The organism is Tateyamaria pelophila, assembly GCF_019966495.1.
In the GTDB taxonomy this organism is placed as follows: Bacteria; Pseudomonadota; Alphaproteobacteria; order Rhodobacterales; family Rhodobacteraceae; genus Tateyamaria; species Tateyamaria pelophila.
The window spans coordinates 32,099-48,519 of record NZ_JAIMIA010000029.1; the positions used below are offsets into that span (position 1 = coordinate 32,099).

Below are 16,421 nucleotides of genomic sequence, written 5' to 3' on the forward strand. Positions count from 1 at the left end.
AGCGGTGACATGAGCGATCTATACTGGCTGAGCGACACGCAGATGGCCAAGCTGGAACCCTTTTTCCCGAAGTCCCACGGCAAGCCCCGTGTGGACGATAGGCGGGCGTTGAGCGGAATAATATTCTTCAACCGCAATGGCTTACGATGGTGCGATGCGCCTGCAGAGTATGGGCCACACAAGACCCTTTATAGCCGATGGAAGCGGTGGAGCGAGAAAGGCATCTTTGCTCGGATGCTTCTGGAACTGGCCGATCAAGGCGGCGGGACTGACACGCTGATGATCGATGCGACGCATCTGATGACGCACCGCACAGCCTCAAGCCTGGGGCTGAAAAAAGGGGGCGCGGCCGCCTGATCGGGCGCACCAAGGGCGGGATGAACTCGAAACTGCACGCGGTAACAGACGCGGCTGGCCGCCCGCTGCGGATGTTTCTGACGGCCGGCCACCGGAGCGATTACATCGGCGCGCCGGCACTGCTGGACGGCCTTCCTCCCGCCGAACACATGCTGGCGGACCGTGGATACGATGCGGAATGGTATCGCGAAGCCCTTGAGGACAAGAGGATCACTCCGTGCATCCCTTCCCGAAAGAACCGCAAGGTTCCGATCCCCCATGACGAAGCCCGATACCGCAAGCGCCACAAGATCGAGAACAGCTTCGCTCGGCTCAATGACTGGCGACGGGTCGTAACACGCTACGACAGGTGCCCCAAAGTCTTCTTATCAGCATGCGCATTGGCTGCCGTCGTCATGTTCTGGTTATGAATCCTGACCCTAAACAAGAAACAACGGTTCTGTCGCAAACTTCAGCGCACGACGGAATGACTCATAACTTTGGCCACAGCTATCCAGCGAGTGCTGTGAATTGTTGGAATGCGGATTGGCCAGAGGAGTCGAATTGTCGCTTGTGGATCATGTGGGCGACTTCGATGTGTCAATCCCGGAGCAAAATTGGCCAATTTCCCGGTGTAAAATTGGACAGTTTGGTTGGGAGTTAGCCGCGCCTTGGCGCGCGTGCTCTCCAGATAGCTGACGTGTGCCAAGGCGCACTGGCCGCAGGCCAGTCTTTGTCGTCCTGGTGTTTGCTGAGGTCAGGTTTTGGCTTTGCGGCTTTGGCTTAGCCTGAAGCTCTCGCCGTTCATTTCGAGAATGTGGACGTGATGGGTTAGGCGATCGAGGATGGCGCCTGTAAGACGTTCAGACCCGAAGACCTCGGTCCATTCATCGAATGGCAGGTTCGAGGTGATGATGATCGAACCACGCTCGTAGCGTTGTGAGATGACCTCGAACAACAACTCGGCGCCGGTTTTGCTGAGCGGAACGAAGCCCAGTTCATCGATGATCAGCAGGTCCTGGCTGACCAGCAGCTTTTGCAGACGCTGCAGACGCCGTTCGTCGGCTGCCTCAATCAGTTCGTGGACCAGGGCGGCTGCCGTCGTGAAGCGAACCTTGAGACCCTTCTGGCAGGCGGCCAGTCCAAGCCCCAGGGCGACGTGGGTCTTGCCGGTGCCACTCGGGCCCAGGGCGATGACGTTCTCTCGCCGATCGGCGAAGGCGCAGCGGGCAAGCTCCATGGTCAAGACCTTGTTCACCGAGGGGATGACCTTGAAGTCGAAGCTGTCCACAGCTGCGGCAACGGCGTTCTTTGCACGCACAATCGGCAAAAACGGCTTCCCCGACAGAGTTGTAATCGACAAAAGCGGGGCAAATCTCGCAGGGCTGCAGAACATGAATTGCCTACTGATTTTGAACGAATGGTTTTGGCTGATCGAAATCCTGCAGGTCAAGAACCTGAACAACATCATTGAGCAGGACCACCGGTTCATCAAGAAACTGACAAGGCAAATGAAGGGGTTCAAATCCTTCCGCTCGGCCACTGCAACGCTGGAAGGCATCGAAGTCGCCCACATGATCCACAAGCGACAATTCGACTCCTCTGGCCAATCCGCATTCCAACAATTCACAGCACTCGCTGGATAGCTGTGGCCAAAGTTATGAGTCATTCCGTCGTGCGCTGAAGTTTGCGACAGAACCGTTAAAGCCTTGTGCTATAGACACTTAGCACATCAGACATTTAGCGAGGCTTACTCGATTAGAAACACGCGCGGGCTTGGGCTGGTTTTCGTCGTTACGGCGCGGGCCAAATTGCACGAATATCTTCTGGAAGGCTCGCCCTCACGTCGTTAACTTCGCCTTGACTGAGCCTGTGGTTGAGCAGCTCGAAAACGCACTTGATGTCCTGACTGCCTCGATACTCTTCGGTGTCCTTCATTTGCGCATCGATGAAGCCGACAAAGCTGTACGCACGCCGCTCCTTTATTGGTGTATTTTTCGGGACCCAACCTTCAAACAGCATGCCGCGCAACAACAAAGGCAATTGTGCCGAAAGCTGTGCAAGCTCGTTTACCATCAAATGATCGCGCAAATGCTGAAACGTCTCCCTCAAAAGCCGCAGGGCACTGCGTTTTGAAGCCCAATCCAGTCTCGAGGCCAGTTCGTTGATCCACTCGTGGGCCAGATGAACAGTGTGGTCAATCACTTCCAGATTTTGCGCTGTCATAGAATACTCCCTTGTCCCAGCTTAAAGCGCGGAACCAATGCACGTAGAAATCAAGCATAACTGCCTAGTTTGCGATAAAGATTTCATCAAAAAACCTTTTAGTTTTGAGAATGCTTACGCGCTCTTTTTAGGACATCCTGTTCACCTTGACATTGACCTCGCTCAACTGGCTTCGGTGCAAAGTCGTTTCTTGAGTACATGCTTACTCTGCCTGCTCAGTGCCTACGTCTTGTGTCTGATGAACTTCAGCCGAACGTGAGTTTGAATGACCTGCGCCCCGAAGGCTCCCTCAAACAAAAAATCATAGCCTGCTCAACTTGTGTTCATTCACCAAAAATTTCGTGACCCGCTTTTTAAATATTTAGCGCAACACCAAAACAGGGGTTTTTGAGGTTGCCAACACTTCAGCAGTTTCGCTGCCCAGCATAACTCTTCCAAGCCCCCTGCGCCCATGCGAGGCCATCACGATGAGGTCACAGTCCTCCAATTCTGCAGCTTGGATAATGCCTTCAGCTGCGGGCCTGTCCAGAATATGGTGTGTCTCCACTTGCACTCCGAGTTTCACCGCAACCTCTTTTGCTGCATTCAGAATATTCTGTGCAGAAGTTTTGGCGGCCTCTTCAAATTCTCTGACGGCATCTACCTGTCCGGTCTCAATACCGCTTGCAATCTGAAATGCTGACCAGGTTTCAGTTACTGTAACGAACAAGACACTAGCGCCGACGGCTCGAGCCAAGGCAGCTCCATGCTCAACCGCGGACTGAGCCAACTCAGACCCATCTGTCGCAACAAGTATTTTATTGTACATTTCGCCACCTCAAAAGTAGTTGATAGATCAGGAACAGTACACATTGGCATCCGCCCCTGTCTCCGCACGAGGATGGTTGCAGCTGTCTAAATCAGTGACAAGAAAAATTTTAGAAATGCGTCTGCTTCGAACTCAGTGCAGCCTTGCGCCACAACTGACGGCAGCAATCTGAACAGCCCACGAGCCAAGAGCGCTTTCGCTTTCCGATCCAGAGATAGCCAGTAGGAAGACTTGGCCAAGCAGATTGTCACCAAGATCCCGGCTCGGACCCGTCGCACCCATCATATGGGTCAAGCCACGCGGCGATCTGGTTTGATGCAGGCGTCGATAACACCCGTTGTATTGATTTAATCCATATTGGCCTTTCCACTCCTCGTTTTCAGTTCAGATCGCCCGTTCGCAGCAGATGGACGTCGTCGTCGCGCAGATCCCCTGTCCACTCAGATCGACCGGAAAAGCCCACGTAGGCCTCGGGAGCAGCCAACGGCGGACGTTCTCATAACTAGGAATGGGATAAGTCCGCGCCGCTTACCACAAAATGCTGAGTTACAAGTGCTGCCCCTGACAAAAACGCCACATCTTCAAGGGTTTCACGAGGCGCAGAGGTGACCCAGGGCGGCATCCGGGGTAGGCTGGTTGGGTCAGAACCACAATGATCAGGCTTATGTTTCATACGCAGAGTCTGTCGTATCGCGGCGCTTTCGTCCACAATATGATGTTCAAGCCGCCCCACCTTACAGTTCTCTGCTATGTCCAATAACGTTTGCCTTATCGGACACATTTGGATATTCATCGAAATATGGCAAAAGATGAAGCATTCCCAAGTACGTTCTCACCCAATGGACTGCGCGCGCGTACGTTCAGTGCCACACAAAAATCGCCGTCTCGCGACAACGCCTCAAAGCGGTCACACACCGTCGATCAAGATATCCAAAGCGCGCTTCAGAGCATCCCGCTGCGCCGCAAGCGATCCGGTGGGCGCGCTCAACTCCGCCCCCGGAACAGCCGCCAACTCCTGCACCCGCACGATCCAGCGCGCACCATCGACCTCCACGATGGGCGTCAGCCCCGGAAAGGCCGTGTAGAGGCCCGCATCGCGCAGTGGTGCCACGATCCGCGACGCATCGATGCCGATCAGATCCGTTTGCAAGTCTACCACAAGCTGCCCGCCCTTCAGGCGATAAAGATCGAACTGCGCCATTCGAACAGCCCTCTAGAAGCTTCTGAACTGCGCGAGGGGCAACCCGTCGCGGGCAACCTCCTCTGCATAATCATTGATCGCGCCCTCGTTCGCTGCGCGCCACAAGCGGTTGCGTTCGATCTTTGCCGCATCAGCAATGGCAGCTTCTGCGAGACGCGACATGTTCAGCCCCAGCGCGCGGGCTGTTTCTGCAACTTCGGCGTCCAATGTCAGATTAACCTTCACTCGCCCCATTCTCGCCTCCCCGAACATACGTATGCCTAAAGAGTATAAATCGAGCAACTCCATCCCGCAAGCGGCAACTGATTCCATCGCCCTGCCGAACGATGTTGCAGGTTCTGGTACCCTCGATCGTCTCGTCGATTCCGCGCGGGACTATGCCGCCGCCGCAACCGCCGAGAATACGAACAAGGCTTATACCGCAGATTGGAAACACTTTTCCCGGTGGTGCCGCCAGAAGGGCGCAGAGCCCCTGCCCCCGTCATCCGAGTTGATCGGGCTGTATATCACAGACTTGGCCTTGCCCGCTGACGCCTCCCCTGCCCTGTCGGCCGCAACCATCGACCGCCGCCTCTCCGGCCTTGCCTGGAATTACACACAACGCGGGTTTTCCCTCGACCGCAAGAACCGCCATATCGCCACGGTATTGGCCGGGATCAGGCGCAAGCACGCGCGCCCACCCGTCCAGAAAGAAGCCATTCTTGCCGAGGATATCCTGGCGATGGTAGCCGCCCTGCCCTTTGATCTGCGCGGATTGCGTGACCGAGCGATCCTTCTCCTCGGTTATGCCGGCGGGTTGCGCCGCTCCGAGATCGTGAGCCTTGATGTGAACAAGGATGATACCATGGCCTCCGGCGGCTGGATCGACATCCTGGAGGACGGTGCGTTGCTCTGGCTCAACGCCAAATCCGGTTGGCGCACGGTCGAAATTGGCCGAGGATCGAGCGAACAAACCTGCCCCGTTCACGCGCTGGAGCAATGGCTGCACTTCGCCAAGATCGACTTCGGACCGATTTTTGTGCGCACGTCCCGCGACGGCAAACGCGCCGTTGACGCACGTCTGAGTGACAAACATGTCGCCCGGCTGATCAAACAAACCGTTCTGGCCGCAGGCATCCGCAGCGACCTTCCCGAAAAAGAACGGCTGGCGATGTTTTCCGGCCACTCACTGCGCGCGGGCCTCGCCAGCTCCGCAGAGGTTGATGAGCGCTATGTTCAGAAGCATCTTGGTCACGCATCGGCAGAGATGACCCGGCGATACCAACGGCGCAGGGACAGATTTCGCGTGAATCTCACCAAAGCCGCAGGTTTGTAAGCAAATCCGTTGCCAGCCAACGACGGGGTTACCCGTGGGTAACCCGCCATCGCCAGTTACCCACGGGTAACCTTACCGCACTCTGGGTCCCCTCAGCGCGTCCTCAAACGCACGGATCGCATCTTCGAGAACAGATTTTGGTGTCAGGGTAAAATCCTGACCGCTGACGATCCGCAACTCACCATCCCGTGCGGTCACTTTTGTCTGCCCGACGAAGAATTCAAACTTCTGCTTGGGTGCAGGCGACGTAGACGTTTTGGCCTTGACCTGGCTCTTGTTGACCAAAAAGCTCTTGAGCACGTCCGTCTGCGCCTCCACCGTCGCCGCGGCTTTCAAACGTTCCCGAAGATCCTCTGCCTGTTCTTGCGACGTGATCGCCCGCGCCACATCGACGCCAAGATTGCGCGCCACGGCCTTGGGCCATTTCAAATCATTACCGAGCGACGTGAGCAAAAAGACAAAACTGCGGATGTAAGACCGCTTGGTTTTGTGCAGTGCGCCGTACAGACGCAACACAAGCTCGGCCGGGTCAGTTTCCTCTACGCCGGGGTCCTGTGCTGCAGTGATCGCGACCTGCGCCATTTCCGCAAATGTCAGATCCTCGCGCACCACGTTTTCTTCGACCATGTCGACATAGCGCAGAACGCGATCATCCTGACCGGCCTCGACACGGACGATCACGGTTTCGAACTCAGGCTTGCCGGTTTCGGTCAGCAACTGGGTCAGCGCGGTCAAACGCCGCCAGCCTTTCTTGAGTTGATAGCGTCCATCGGCACCGACATAGACCTCGATCGGCTCTTTCTGTCCACGATCCCGGATCGATGCCTTGAGTTCTTCCATCTCGTCCGAGTTTGCCACGGCCTCAAGCGCAATCCGATCGCGCGGCAGATCGTCGGTCGCCACGTTACCCACGGGTAACTCCATCAACAACAACCCGTCGTCCTGTGCCGCACGGAACCGCTTGGCGTCTTCGGCGTTGCGCCGACGCTGTTCGACCTTGGCCTCCGTGGTCTCCTGAAGGCTTTCGGCTGCATCCCGCACCGCGGCACCCATTGGACCAGGCGCGCGTTCGCGGCGGGCAGGGCTGCTGGTGTCCGTTTCCAGTGGCGCAAAGCCGAACTTGTTCTTGCTGCTCATTCTGCGGCCTCCTTACGTTGTGCGGCTTCGATCCAGGCGTTCAACACGGTGCCTTTGAATTCTCCGTAGGCGCGGTCAAAGCTCTGGCGGGCGCGTTTCCATGTTTCGCGCGTCATCTGGCGATAGTCCTGTTCATAGACTGACATCTGAAACCGGCCGGACTGTTCGACGGCGCGCGTCATTTCGATCGGATTCTGGCACACGTCCGCGCCAAACACGTTTCGGAACGCATCCATCATCGCCATGTGCAGCGGGTTGGTGGCCTCGAACCGGGTCATCAGCAACCGAATGTCCGCAAAACCTTTCGGAAGCTTTATGCCTGCGTCCGCTGCCAAGGCACCGAACCCGTCCGAGATATCCGCCATCGCGTCACCAAGCTGGCCCAGATAGCTGGTGGTGCTGTCATACTCCCAGTAGCCGGGGCCGGAGGGGATATAGAGGATGTCGGCGGCAAATGCCGCGTTCAGAGACTGGTATCCGATGGCGGGCGGACAATCGAACAGGATGATATCGTATTGGTCGTCCGGCAATTCGTTCAGGTACCGATCGACACAGCCAAAGAAACTCCATGCCTTGTGGATTGCGCGGTACTGGGCCGACGCGAACTCGACGAAGGCAGCATTGGCGCAGGACGGGATGATGTCGATCGTGGGCCAGCACGTGCGCTGGATGAAGTCCTGAAACCGTTGCGCGCCGATGGAGCGTACGTCTTCGGGCAACTCGTCCGAGGAGGGGTAGGGGCAGTCGTCCGGGTCATCGTAGCCTTCGGTGATCCGGTCGGCCTCGCGGCACAGGTCACGACACATGACGCCCCAGACCGTGTTCCATTCCTTGACCTCGGTCAGCCCCATGGAGTGGGTGAGCGTCGCCTGCGGGTCAAAGTCGATAACCAGCACGCGGTAGCCGTCAAGCGCCGCCGCATGAGCGAGGTGTTGCGCCACCACCGTCTTACCCACACCGCCCTTGAAGTTGGACACGGCCACGCGCATGGCGCGCCCCTTGGGGCGGTCTGGCAGCAGGTTGCGCCCGCGGAACCGGATCCGACGGCGCAGCTCGTTGATCTCGTTCAAGGTGAACCAGCGTTGACGACCGTCCTCCTGGGTTTCGCCTTGCGGCAGGGACGGGTCTTCGGCCAGTTTCTTGCGCAACGTGTCAGCGGGCACATCGAACATGAACTGGCTGATCTCCCAGATCGAAAAGGGACGCAGTTCCTTTATCTCGCCGGGAGAAAAGGTTGCCTTGCGCACAGCCGTTTGCTGCGCGAGGCTGCGTTCATTCATATTGAGCAGGTCAGCGTGATTTCGCATTTGCATTCTCGCGTTTTTGATTTGCCAATTCTGAATAACGGGATTTTGCATATTTCGCAAAAGGAAAAATGGCCAAACGCCATATATGTTGATAATATGGCGGGACAGCGGCGGCATGCCCTGTCGCAGCGCCGCAACGATATGGTGACACCCAAGGGCTTGATTGCGCATATATGGTGTCATGGCAGGGCTTTTAAGGTGACATCACCTGTGTCACCCAATACCTATATACCAAAAATTCTTATTCTTTTTCTAATTCGGGAAATAATCGCGTCTTTTCGAAAGTGTTGACAGAAGACGGGAATTAAGTCCTAGCTGTGAGCAGGGGAATTAATCCGGCAAGAGATTCGATCCCTGAGGCGAAAGACGGATACAGGATAACCGAGTATGGACGCGCAACGAATGACGGGGCCCGGGGCAGGGGTCGTTAAATATGATCTTGTCACCAGCCTTTCGGTCGCCGGGCTGAATGGGCCACCGGTTTTGCAAACCTCGATGATGCGGCTGATTTCCCTGATCACAGCCCGGTACAACTGGACGCAGGATGAGTTATGTGTCGGGCAGCGCGAGATGGCGCGCATGTGGTCCGTGAACGAGCGGACCGTGAAACGGGAGGTCAAGCGGCTGACCGAAGCGGGCCTGCTGATTTGCAAGCGGGCAGGGGTCAAGGGGCGCGTGGCAACGTACCGGCTCAACATACAGCGCATTGTCGAGATGTCGGAGCCGTGCTGGGCCTTGGTCGGTCCGGATTTCGAGGCGCGGATGCAGGCCCGTCACGGATCGGCTTCGGTGAAGGTTGTGGCCCTGAAGGATTACGCGACATCCCCGGTCAAGACGTCGGACGCCGACACGCCATGGGAGCGAACGCTGCAGCGCTTGTCCGAGACGGACCCGTCGGTGTTTCAGTCCTGGTTTGCCAAGGTGGGGTTTTGCAGCTTTGATGCGGGCACGTTGCAGCTGACCGTGCCGACCCGGTTTTCGGAGCGGTACATCGCGACGCATCTGATGGGGCCGCTGACCGGCGCGGCGGAACAGGAATTCGGGGCGATCCACAAGGTGGTTTTCGTCTGATGGGCGACATCCGGGTCCGCACGCGTTGGCAGCGACCCGGAGCGTGGCGAAGGGGAGTGACATGACAAGGATATCCGCAATCGAGACCCGGCTGTTTCACATCCCGTTGGCAGAAGTGCTGGTGGATGCCAAGCATGGGGATCATTATTTCTTTGAGCTGATCACCGCGACGGTCCGGCTGGAGGATGGGTCGGAGGGCACGGGCTATTCCTATACCGGTGGCAAGGGCGGCCATGCGATCAAGGCGATGATCGAACATGATCTGACCCCGTTTCTGCTGGGGCAGCGCAGCACGAACGTCGAGGCGCTTTATGAGGCGATGCAGTGGCATGTGCATTACGTGGCGCGGGGCGGTATCGCGTCGTTTGCGATCTCGGCGGTTGATATCGCGATGTGGGATCTGCGCGGCAAGCAGAGTGGGCAGCCGTTATGGAAAATGGCGGGGGGTGCTGCGCAATCGTGCAAGGCCTATTGCGGTGGGATCGATTTGGGATTTGACCTGCCCAAGCTGCTGGCGTCGGTGCAGGGCTATCTGGATCGCGGCTTTAACGGGGTAAAGATCAAGATCGGTCAGCCGACACTGGAGGAAGACATCGCGCGCATCACGGCGGTGCGGGACCTCATCGGGCCTAAAATCGCGTTTATGGTCGATGCCAATTACTCGATGACTGTGGAGGAGGCGATCACGGCAGCCGATGCGTTCAAGCCCTTCGATCTGCTCTGGTTCGAAGAGCCGACGATCCCGGATGACTATGCGGGCTATGGCCGGATTGCGGATGCGACGGGGATGCCGTTGGCGATGGGCGAGAACCTGCACACGATCCATGAGTTCGAATATGCCTTTGCGCAGGCCAGGCTGAGCTATATCCAGCCCGACGCGTCGAATTGCGGGGGCATCACGGGGTTCTTGCAGGTGGCGGAACTGGCGCAGCAGCACGGTGTGCCCGTCTGCAGTCACGGAATGCAGGAACTGCATGTCAGTCTGGTGTCGGGCCGCCCCAACGCGGGATGGATCGAAGTGCATTCCTTTCCCATCGACACCTACACGACACGGCCCCTGGTCGTGCAAAACCATCTGGCCATTGCGCCGGATGCGCCGGGGATCGGTGTGACATTTGACTGGTCAAAACTTGAGGCCGCCGACCTGCTCACGCAATAGGGGGCAAGCTTGTAGGTCACCATGCGGACCAAGGGGCCATGTGCATGGGAAACGCCCGTTGGCCTTTTTGATGCCTGCCGCGGCAGAACGTGTTGGCGCTCAGCTTTTCCTTTTCGATGGCTTTAGTTGTGCGTAGTCCATGACGAGCCCGATTTGCTGTATGAAGAAGACAAAAATCACAATCGGCATTGCAAAGGTTTCAAAAAGCACCCAAAATTTTTCGGATTGTGTGCGCCAGACCAGTTCATTTGCGCCTGCTGACAGAAAAAAGAGGACCGTCACGCGTTTGGTGAGGATCATCCAACCCTTTGGTTTCAAAGGAACCATGTCTTCCATGATGTATTTCAGCCAGGATTGCCCCCTCAGAATACCGATGCTGAGGATAAGACCGAGGCTCAGGTAAATCGCCGTTGGCTTCATCTTGAACAGTCGGGGGTCGTTCATCCAAATGCTGAGCCCTCCGAAGACAAGAACCATAACTGCTGTTGCGACCTGTATCCGGACGATTTTGCCCGAAAGCCACCAGAGGGCGGCAATCGCGGCAAGGAAGATCGGGATGAACACTGCGGTGACCGCCACGAAACCGCCATATTCGGTGCCGGCGATCAGATAGGTTTCGTTCCGGAAGATCAGATAGGCCAGTACGAATCCTATCGTCGGACCGAACTCCAACGCTGTTTTTATCCAGAAATACAGTGGCTTGGTTGTCATGATTCCTGGCCTTCCGGTTCGTGTTCCTTGCGAACGAAGAAACGGGTCGGTCATTGCGTGCGCAGACTTCGAATGTGTGGTCATGAACCGTCATTTGATCGTTTCGCGCCCCGATGTTGCACCAGCGGCCGTCCGCTATCCTGCGTCGTTGTTGCACCCGTCCCGGAGCCCGCCGTTGCAATGGGCCTTGAGCCGTTCGGTGTCTTCCGCGGTCCAGCCCTCGGGCGCTGTGACCTCGATCCATGGGGCGATGTAATCATGCGCAAAATACGCGTGACCGTGGCCCGGCGGGGTGCCGAATGACAGGGCCATGTCCAGCGCCAGTTGGAATTGGGTGACGAAGGGGATGAAGATCAGGTGTTTGGAGACATCCGGGGCAGGGGGGTCATTCATCCAGGGCGGTGCACGCCAGATTGACTGTGGATCATAGAACACGATCGGGTCGCTGGAATATTGCAGGAACACGATCCGCATCGTTCCCCAGTTTGCTTCCGCTTGGGAGGCGTCTGCAAAATGCGACGCGTAGCGCACCAGAGAGCCGTCGCCGATGGTCGGCAGCACCCATGGGCTGCCCGGCGTGCGCTTGTTCTGGATGCGTTGCCACAGGCCGGACGGGAAAGGGGGGCCAGCCCAGAACGCGCCATTGATCGGATCATCAAGCAGGCGGAACAGGTTGGTTGCATGCATCGACGACCAGGCCCCAAGGCTGAGCCCGTGGACATAGAGCCGCGGGCGGCTGTCCTTGGGGAGGGTTTTCCAGTGTTCATGCACCGCTTCGAGCAAGGCGGTCGCCTGTTCCAGCCCGGTGCGGGTTTCCAGGATCAATGCGAGCGGGGACTGGAGATAGGAATATTGCACGCTCACCGTAGCGATGTCGCCGTTGTGGATATATTCGATCGGGTCATGCGAGCCGGGGTCCATCCAGCCGGTCCCTGTCGGGCTTGTCACGATCAGCACCTTGCGGTCAAAGGCGTTGAGCCGCTTGAGCTCCGCCAGTGCAAGCTGCGCCCGGTCCTCGGGTGTTTCCCCGTCTGCACGGCCGACATAGACCCGTATCGGGTCCAGCGCGGGCCTGCCGGAAAAGGCGGAGATCGCTGCGGCGTCCGGCCCGTCCAACACAAAATTCCGGCCAGGCTGCCCCATCGCAGCCCAGTCGATCAAGGAAGCTGCGGACCCGGCCTGGTTTGGTTGTGTCGGCAGGGGCGGGGCGGTGTCGAAAAGCTCCTGCGCGGCTTCATAGCTGGCGTCGAGGGATTGGAAGATGTGATCAAAGACGCCGTCGCGTGTCACCACGAACAGGATCACCGCCACGGTCACGACGCCGAACACGTTGGCACGCCGTTCGGGCATGATCCGGTTCAACTTGCTCCGTACAAAGCGGAAGAAGGCCGCGATCAGGGCCCCGCCCAGCAGGGCGACCGCGAAAGTGCCGGTGGCGATCGAGACGATTTTGACAAGGTGCAGCGCGTCGGTGGGTTCCAGCCCCATTTTGCCGCGCAACTCGTTTTGCCATTCCAGGCTGGAGGTCATTGTCCATCCGGCGAAGGCCAGCACGGCACTACCCATCACGAGCCGAAACGCGAGCGCCAGTTTCCCTTGGAGATGGGGCAAATCGGCCGCCTTCCAGAACAGCCCGACGATCTGACCGACGAGGTACCCCACGCCAATGACGATCCCGCCCAAGACGCCCTGTACAACTGGACCGCGCGGGATCAGCGACGGCGTCAGGGAGGCGGCGAAGAACAAAAGGCCCAGCATGAGGCAGGGCACGGAGAAGTTACGGACCAGGGAGCGTAAGATGGGCATTACAGGTGTCCTCGCATCGGTATCCGGGCCATGGCAGCCGGAAAGGAGCGCGGGGCGCATGCGGTCTTGGGATCGGTCGGTGCAGACACTGTGGCAGGTTCCGTTTGTCGTTGAATCGCGGCGTTCATGTTGCCGACCCTAGCCGAAGATAGCCAGAAGTCACGCAGTCGCATGGGGTGATTTTGCGCGCGGCCGCATTTAATCTGCAAGTCAGGGCGGTTTGTCCGACTGTCGCCTCTGTTTTCGGCCTGTGACGGGTACAGATGTTGCGCGGTCCTTGAACAATCTGCCCGGCTTTGTAGGGTATCGAAATTGCCGCCCGGTTGTACTGCCCGCAGGCCCCAAGGAGTAAGACCTGAACATGCTGAAACAGATTGTGCGTCAACCGATTATGCACTTTTTTCTCATCGGGTTGGGCTTTTTTGGCCTGTTTTCGCTGACGAATGATCCCGTGCCGGAAGCGGGCGTGCCGACCATCGTCGTGTCGGAACAGGATGCAACCTGGCTTGCCAGTCAGTTCGAGGCGACCTGGCGCAGGCCGCCTTCGGAGGCCGAGCTGAATGGTTTGATCGACAGCTTTGTGCGTGAGGATATCTATGTGCGCGAAGCGTTGGCCCTGGGACTGGATCAGGGCGATGCGGTCGTGCGGCGGCGGTTGAGCCAAAAGATGGAGTTTCTGACGGAAGCGAGCGCGGAGGCGGCCAATCCGACCGATGACGTCCTGAGGGCCTATCAGGCGGCGCATCCGGACAAATATGCGCTGGCGCCGCGCATCGCGTTCAGCCAGATCCTGTTGCCGCAATCAGACGAGGGGACCGTCGCGGCGGTTCTGGCAGACCTGGCTGCGGGGGCTGACTCACAAACCCTTGGGCAGAGGACACTGTTGCCGCATCAATTTCCGCTGAGCGTTCCGCAGATTGTGGATCGGACATTCGGGGAGGGCTTTTTTGATCGGGTGTCAGGGCTGGATGAAGGGCAATGGGCCGGTCCCGTGGTGTCCGGCTATGGGCCGCATGTCGTGCGGTTGGAGCGCGTCGAAGCGGGGTCTCTGTTGCCCTTTGAGGCCGCGCGCGATCAGATCGAGGTCGACTGGCGGGCGGAACAGGCCCGGATGCTGCGCGAAGAACGGTTCGAGGCCCTGAAGGATCAGTACACAATCGAGCGCCCGGATCCGGCGGCGGTCTTGTCGCAATGAAAGTCGCCGTCCTTCTGATTGCCATGATCCTTCAGGTGTTCGGGGCGGTCCCGGCGCAGTCCCATGCGTTGGAACCCGGCTACCTTGAAATCAGCCCGCTTGAGAACGGGCAGTGGCGCATCACCTGGCGCAAGCCGCAAGTGAACGGCCAGCCCATGGGCATCGACGCGGAATTGCCCGAAGCCTGCACGCCGCGCCGGGGACCCGATCCGCGGTTTGACGGGCGTGCCTTTGTAAGCGGCTGGATCGCGACCTGTGATGCGCCGTTTTCCAGCGGCGCGGTGTTTATCGACGGCTTGTCCAATACCGCGACCGATGTGCTCGTGCGCTATACGTCCAGCCCGGAGATCTGGGCGCAGACCTTTCGCCTGACCCCGGACATGCCGTCGATCGTGCTGCCCGACGCGCCGACGGGGTGGAGCATTTCGTCCAGCTATTTCAAGCTTGGGGTCGATCATATTCTGGGCGGCATTGACCACCTGTTGTTTGTCTTCGCGTTGCTGTTGCTGATCCCGGATATCCGGCGATTGATCTGGGCGATCACGGCCTTCACCGTGGCCCACAGCATTACGCTCGTGACGGCCGCCTTGGGTTTCTTGACGTTGCCCACGCCGCCGGTCGAGGCTGTCATCGCCTTGTCCATCGTCTTTCTTGCGGCCGAAATTCTGGCCCGGAAGGAAGGCGCGGACAGTCTGATGGAGCGCGCGCCGTGGATTGTGGCCTTTGCCTTCGGCCTGTTGCACGGTTTGGGTTTTGCCAGCGCCCTGCGCGAGATTGGTTTGCCCGAGGTGGACATTCCGCTGGCGCTTTTGACCTTCAATCTGGGGGTCGAGGCCGGGCAGTTGATGTTTGTTGCCTTTGTTTCAGCCGCTGCCGTGATCTTCCGCCGTCTGGCCCCTGATGTTTTTACGGCGCAACTGCGGCCGGGTGCGCCGGGCCTTGTTACCGCGGCCTACGGCATTGGGTCCATCGCGGCGTTCTGGACGATCGAGCGGGTAGTGCAGTTCGTCATCTGAGCGCGTCACTTGCTCTGATCCTGTGCGGGGCCTGTGACGCAACGCATGTACTTCAGCGTCTCAGGCCAGCCATGTCCGGTAATCGCTGACCAGCAGATGCGTGGGGTCGACGTCTTCTTCGATGTCGGCAAAACGGCCGATGGGCTCGCGAAAGATATTGTCGGTTTCGTCGTCGTTGACGGTACTGACCTCGCCGATCAGAACATCGCCGCCCTCGCCCCAGAAGGCGTGCCAGTCGCCGGGCATCAAGGTCACACTTTCACCGGGGGCGAGCTTCAGCTTGTCGCCGGGGGCGTACTCGCGTTTGAGCCCGTCACACCAGACGGTGCCGCCCGCATCTTCGGCAAAGTTTCCGTCGGCATCAGACCCGAATAATTCGATGACCAGCGTGGCGCCGCCACGGTTGATGATGTCTTCGGCCTTGATGACGTGGGTGTGCATGGGAGAGAGCTGATCCTGGCGGGAAATGAGCAGCTTTTCCGCGTAACACATGCCGCCGCCGCGTTGCAGATCGGCCAGTCGCCCATTGCGCAGGGTAAACAGGAACAAGCCCAGCTTGTCAAAGTCGCCCTTGCCGTAATCCGTAATATCCCAGCCGTTGCGGGCGTTGATCACCTCTGCGGCCTCGACCTTGCGCGCGCTGAATTCCTGGGGTGTCCAGTAGGCCCAGGGCGGCAGGGTGAAGCCATGGGCGCGGATCATCTCGTCCGCTTGCGTCATGATGTCGTTGATACGGGACCGTTTCATCAGGCCGCCTTTCGGTTATGCAATGTCTCATCCACTCTCGCAGGCGTTGACGGGACGAGCCCACCGCTGCGAGGTTGGACCGTATGTGGATCAAAATAATCGGAAAATCCACCTGTTTCGATCCGGCGACGTGCCTTGTGCCAACGGCGAAAACCGCCATGGATCGCCAGGGCGGTTCATGATGAGGGTGGTGAAAAAACCCATCCGGGGCGGACATTGATCGGGCGGGGAGGGAGAAGCGTTACAGACTGGTAGTGCCCTCCAGCCTGTAACGTGATCCAGTCATTCGAGCGTATCGTCTCGAAATCTGTATTCCTCCGGTGAGGGCCGTCTTTTTGATTGTTGGGGATTTTTGTAGCGTTTGCATTTATGAGCAGCAGCAAATC

Annotated in this window: 16 protein-coding genes and 2 pseudogenes; 7 read left to right on the forward strand and 11 right to left on the reverse strand. The window is 58.4% G+C overall.

Annotated elements, in window-relative coordinates; genetic code table 11:
* The first annotated feature begins 9 nt into the window (after positions 1–9).
* Positions 10–767 (forward strand): IS5 family transposase gene (locus tag LC354_RS11425; protein ID WP_223423895.1). Its coding sequence is split into 2 segments (ribosomal slippage): positions 10–346 and positions 346–767, totalling 759 coding nucleotides; the frame shifts between segments, so codons are not numbered across the junction.
* Positions 768–1,093: 326 nt separating this feature from the next.
* Here the strand turns inward: LC354_RS11425 and istB are convergent.
* Positions 1,094–1,627 (reverse strand): annotated as a pseudogene (gene istB / locus LC354_RS11430) (IS21-like element helper ATPase IstB); the annotation flags it as partial.
* On the opposite strand from istB, the pseudogene LC354_RS11435 reads away from it, so the two are divergent.
* Positions 1,608–1,982: pseudogene (locus tag LC354_RS11435) on the forward strand (DDE-type integrase/transposase/recombinase); the annotation flags it as partial. The pseudogenes istB and LC354_RS11435 overlap by 20 nt on opposite strands.
* A gap of 148 nt (positions 1,983–2,130) precedes the next feature.
* Here LC354_RS11435 and LC354_RS11440 read toward each other — a convergent pair.
* The 4 genes from LC354_RS11440 to LC354_RS11455 all read right to left on the reverse strand — a co-directional run bounded on the left by LC354_RS11440 (position 2,131) and on the right by LC354_RS11455 (position 4,805).
* Positions 2,131–2,562 (reverse strand): DUF2267 domain-containing protein, encoded by a 432-nt coding sequence (locus LC354_RS11440; protein WP_223423897.1) that lies wholly within the window; start codon positions 2,560–2,562, stop codon positions 2,131–2,133.
* Positions 2,563–2,923: 361 nt separating this feature from the next.
* Positions 2,924–3,370 carry a universal stress protein gene (locus LC354_RS11445; RefSeq protein WP_223423898.1) on the reverse strand — a complete coding sequence of 149 codons (447 nt, stop codon included), beginning with the start codon at positions 3,368–3,370 and terminating at the stop codon, positions 2,924–2,926.
* Between the two features lie 907 nt (positions 3,371–4,277).
* Positions 4,278–4,571: a CcdB family protein gene (locus LC354_RS11450; RefSeq protein WP_223423900.1), complete on the reverse strand. Its 294-nt coding sequence runs from the start codon at positions 4,569–4,571 to the stop codon at positions 4,278–4,280.
* Positions 4,572–4,583: 12 nt separating this feature from the next.
* Entirely contained in the window at positions 4,584–4,805 is a 222-nt protein-coding gene (locus LC354_RS11455) for a type II toxin-antitoxin system CcdA family antitoxin (RefSeq protein ID WP_223423902.1), read from the reverse strand.
* A gap of 22 nt (positions 4,806–4,827) precedes the next feature.
* On the opposite strand from LC354_RS11455, the gene LC354_RS11460 reads away from it, so the two are divergent.
* Complete coding sequence (locus LC354_RS11460; protein ID WP_223423903.1) at positions 4,828–5,886, forward strand: tyrosine-type recombinase/integrase; 1,059 nt, start codon at positions 4,828–4,830, stop codon at positions 5,884–5,886.
* Positions 5,887–5,958: 72 nt separating this feature from the next.
* Here the strand turns inward: LC354_RS11460 and LC354_RS11465 are convergent, their stop codons facing one another.
* On the reverse strand, positions 5,959–7,023 hold the full coding sequence (locus tag LC354_RS11465; RefSeq protein WP_223423905.1) for a ParB/RepB/Spo0J family partition protein: 1,065 nt from the start codon (positions 7,021–7,023) through the stop codon (positions 5,959–5,961).
* Complete coding sequence (locus LC354_RS11470; RefSeq protein WP_223423907.1) at positions 7,020–8,330, reverse strand: AAA family ATPase; 1,311 nt, start codon at positions 8,328–8,330, stop codon at positions 7,020–7,022. The genes LC354_RS11465 and LC354_RS11470 overlap by 4 nt, the downstream gene beginning before the upstream one ends.
* Positions 8,331–8,717: 387 nt before the next feature.
* Between LC354_RS11470 and LC354_RS11475 the strand changes: the two genes are divergently transcribed.
* Both LC354_RS11475 and LC354_RS11480 read left to right on the forward strand, forming a co-directional pair.
* Positions 8,718–9,401 (forward strand): DnaA N-terminal domain-containing protein, encoded by a 684-nt coding sequence (locus tag LC354_RS11475; protein ID WP_223423909.1) that lies wholly within the window; start codon positions 8,718–8,720, stop codon positions 9,399–9,401.
* Between the two features lie 61 nt (positions 9,402–9,462).
* On the forward strand, positions 9,463–10,560 hold the full coding sequence (locus LC354_RS11480) for a mandelate racemase/muconate lactonizing enzyme family protein (protein WP_223423911.1): 1,098 nt from the start codon (positions 9,463–9,465) through the stop codon (positions 10,558–10,560).
* Between the two features lie 99 nt (positions 10,561–10,659).
* Here the strand turns inward: LC354_RS11480 and LC354_RS11485 are convergent, their stop codons facing one another.
* Together LC354_RS11485 and LC354_RS11490 are read right to left on the reverse strand one after the other, a co-directional pair.
* Positions 10,660–11,325, reverse strand: a complete 666-nt coding sequence (locus LC354_RS11485; RefSeq protein ID WP_399203418.1) for an inner membrane-spanning protein YciB — start codon at positions 11,323–11,325, stop codon at positions 10,660–10,662.
* A gap of 81 nt (positions 11,326–11,406) precedes the next feature.
* Positions 11,407–13,077, reverse strand: a complete 1,671-nt coding sequence (locus tag LC354_RS11490) for an alpha/beta hydrolase (protein WP_223423913.1) — start codon at positions 13,075–13,077, stop codon at positions 11,407–11,409.
* A gap of 361 nt (positions 13,078–13,438) precedes the next feature.
* Between LC354_RS11490 and LC354_RS11495 the strand changes: the two genes are divergently transcribed.
* Both LC354_RS11495 and LC354_RS11500 read left to right on the forward strand, forming a co-directional pair.
* Positions 13,439–14,272 (forward strand): peptidyl-prolyl cis-trans isomerase, encoded by an 834-nt coding sequence (locus LC354_RS11495; protein WP_223423915.1) that lies wholly within the window; start codon positions 13,439–13,441, stop codon positions 14,270–14,272.
* The gene (locus tag LC354_RS11500; protein ID WP_223423917.1) at positions 14,269–15,288 is read left to right on the forward strand and encodes a HupE/UreJ family protein; all 1,020 of its coding nucleotides are present in this window, start codon (positions 14,269–14,271) and stop codon (positions 15,286–15,288) included. Before LC354_RS11495 ends, LC354_RS11500 begins: the two co-directional genes overlap by 4 nt.
* A 60-nt stretch (positions 15,289–15,348) precedes the next feature.
* Here LC354_RS11500 and LC354_RS11505 read toward each other — a convergent pair whose 3' ends face one another.
* Positions 15,349–16,035 (reverse strand): D-lyxose/D-mannose family sugar isomerase, encoded by a 687-nt coding sequence (locus LC354_RS11505; protein ID WP_223423919.1) that lies wholly within the window; start codon positions 16,033–16,035, stop codon positions 15,349–15,351.
* 176 nt (positions 16,036–16,211) lie between these two features.
* A partial coding sequence (locus LC354_RS11510; RefSeq protein ID WP_223423920.1) for a hypothetical protein occupies positions 16,212–16,421 on the reverse strand: 210 nt, incomplete at its 5' end.

Bases quoted from the DNA above. Each gene is read 5' to 3' on its own strand.
- LC354_RS11440 (WP_223423897.1), bottom strand. From the start codon at position 2,562: ATGACAGCGCAAAATCTGGAAGTGATTGACCACACTGTTCATCTGGCC.
- LC354_RS11445 (WP_223423898.1), bottom strand. From the start codon at position 3,370: ATGTACAATAAAATACTTGTTGCGACAGATGGGTCTGAGTTGGCTCAG.
- LC354_RS11450 (WP_223423900.1), bottom strand. From the start codon at position 4,571: ATGGCGCAGTTCGATCTTTATCGCCTGAAGGGCGGGCAGCTTGTGGTA.
- LC354_RS11455 (WP_223423902.1), bottom strand. From the start codon at position 4,805: ATGGGGCGAGTGAAGGTTAATCTGACATTGGACGCCGAAGTTGCAGAA.
- LC354_RS11460 (WP_223423903.1), top strand. From the start codon at position 4,828: ATGCCTAAAGAGTATAAATCGAGCAACTCCATCCCGCAAGCGGCAACT.
- LC354_RS11465 (WP_223423905.1), bottom strand. From the start codon at position 7,023: ATGAGCAGCAAGAACAAGTTCGGCTTTGCGCCACTGGAAACGGACACC.
- LC354_RS11470 (WP_223423907.1), bottom strand. From the start codon at position 8,330: ATGCGAAATCACGCTGACCTGCTCAATATGAATGAACGCAGCCTCGCG.
- LC354_RS11475 (WP_223423909.1), top strand. From the start codon at position 8,718: ATGGACGCGCAACGAATGACGGGGCCCGGGGCAGGGGTCGTTAAATAT.
- LC354_RS11480 (WP_223423911.1), top strand. From the start codon at position 9,463: ATGACAAGGATATCCGCAATCGAGACCCGGCTGTTTCACATCCCGTTG.
- LC354_RS11485 (WP_399203418.1), bottom strand. From the start codon at position 11,325: ATGACCGACCCGTTTCTTCGTTCGCAAGGAACACGAACCGGAAGGCCA.
- LC354_RS11490 (WP_223423913.1), bottom strand. From the start codon at position 13,077: ATGCCCATCTTACGCTCCCTGGTCCGTAACTTCTCCGTGCCCTGCCTC.
- LC354_RS11495 (WP_223423915.1), top strand. From the start codon at position 13,439: ATGCTGAAACAGATTGTGCGTCAACCGATTATGCACTTTTTTCTCATC.
- LC354_RS11500 (WP_223423917.1), top strand. From the start codon at position 14,269: ATGAAAGTCGCCGTCCTTCTGATTGCCATGATCCTTCAGGTGTTCGGG.
- LC354_RS11505 (WP_223423919.1), bottom strand. From the start codon at position 16,035: ATGAAACGGTCCCGTATCAACGACATCATGACGCAAGCGGACGAGATG.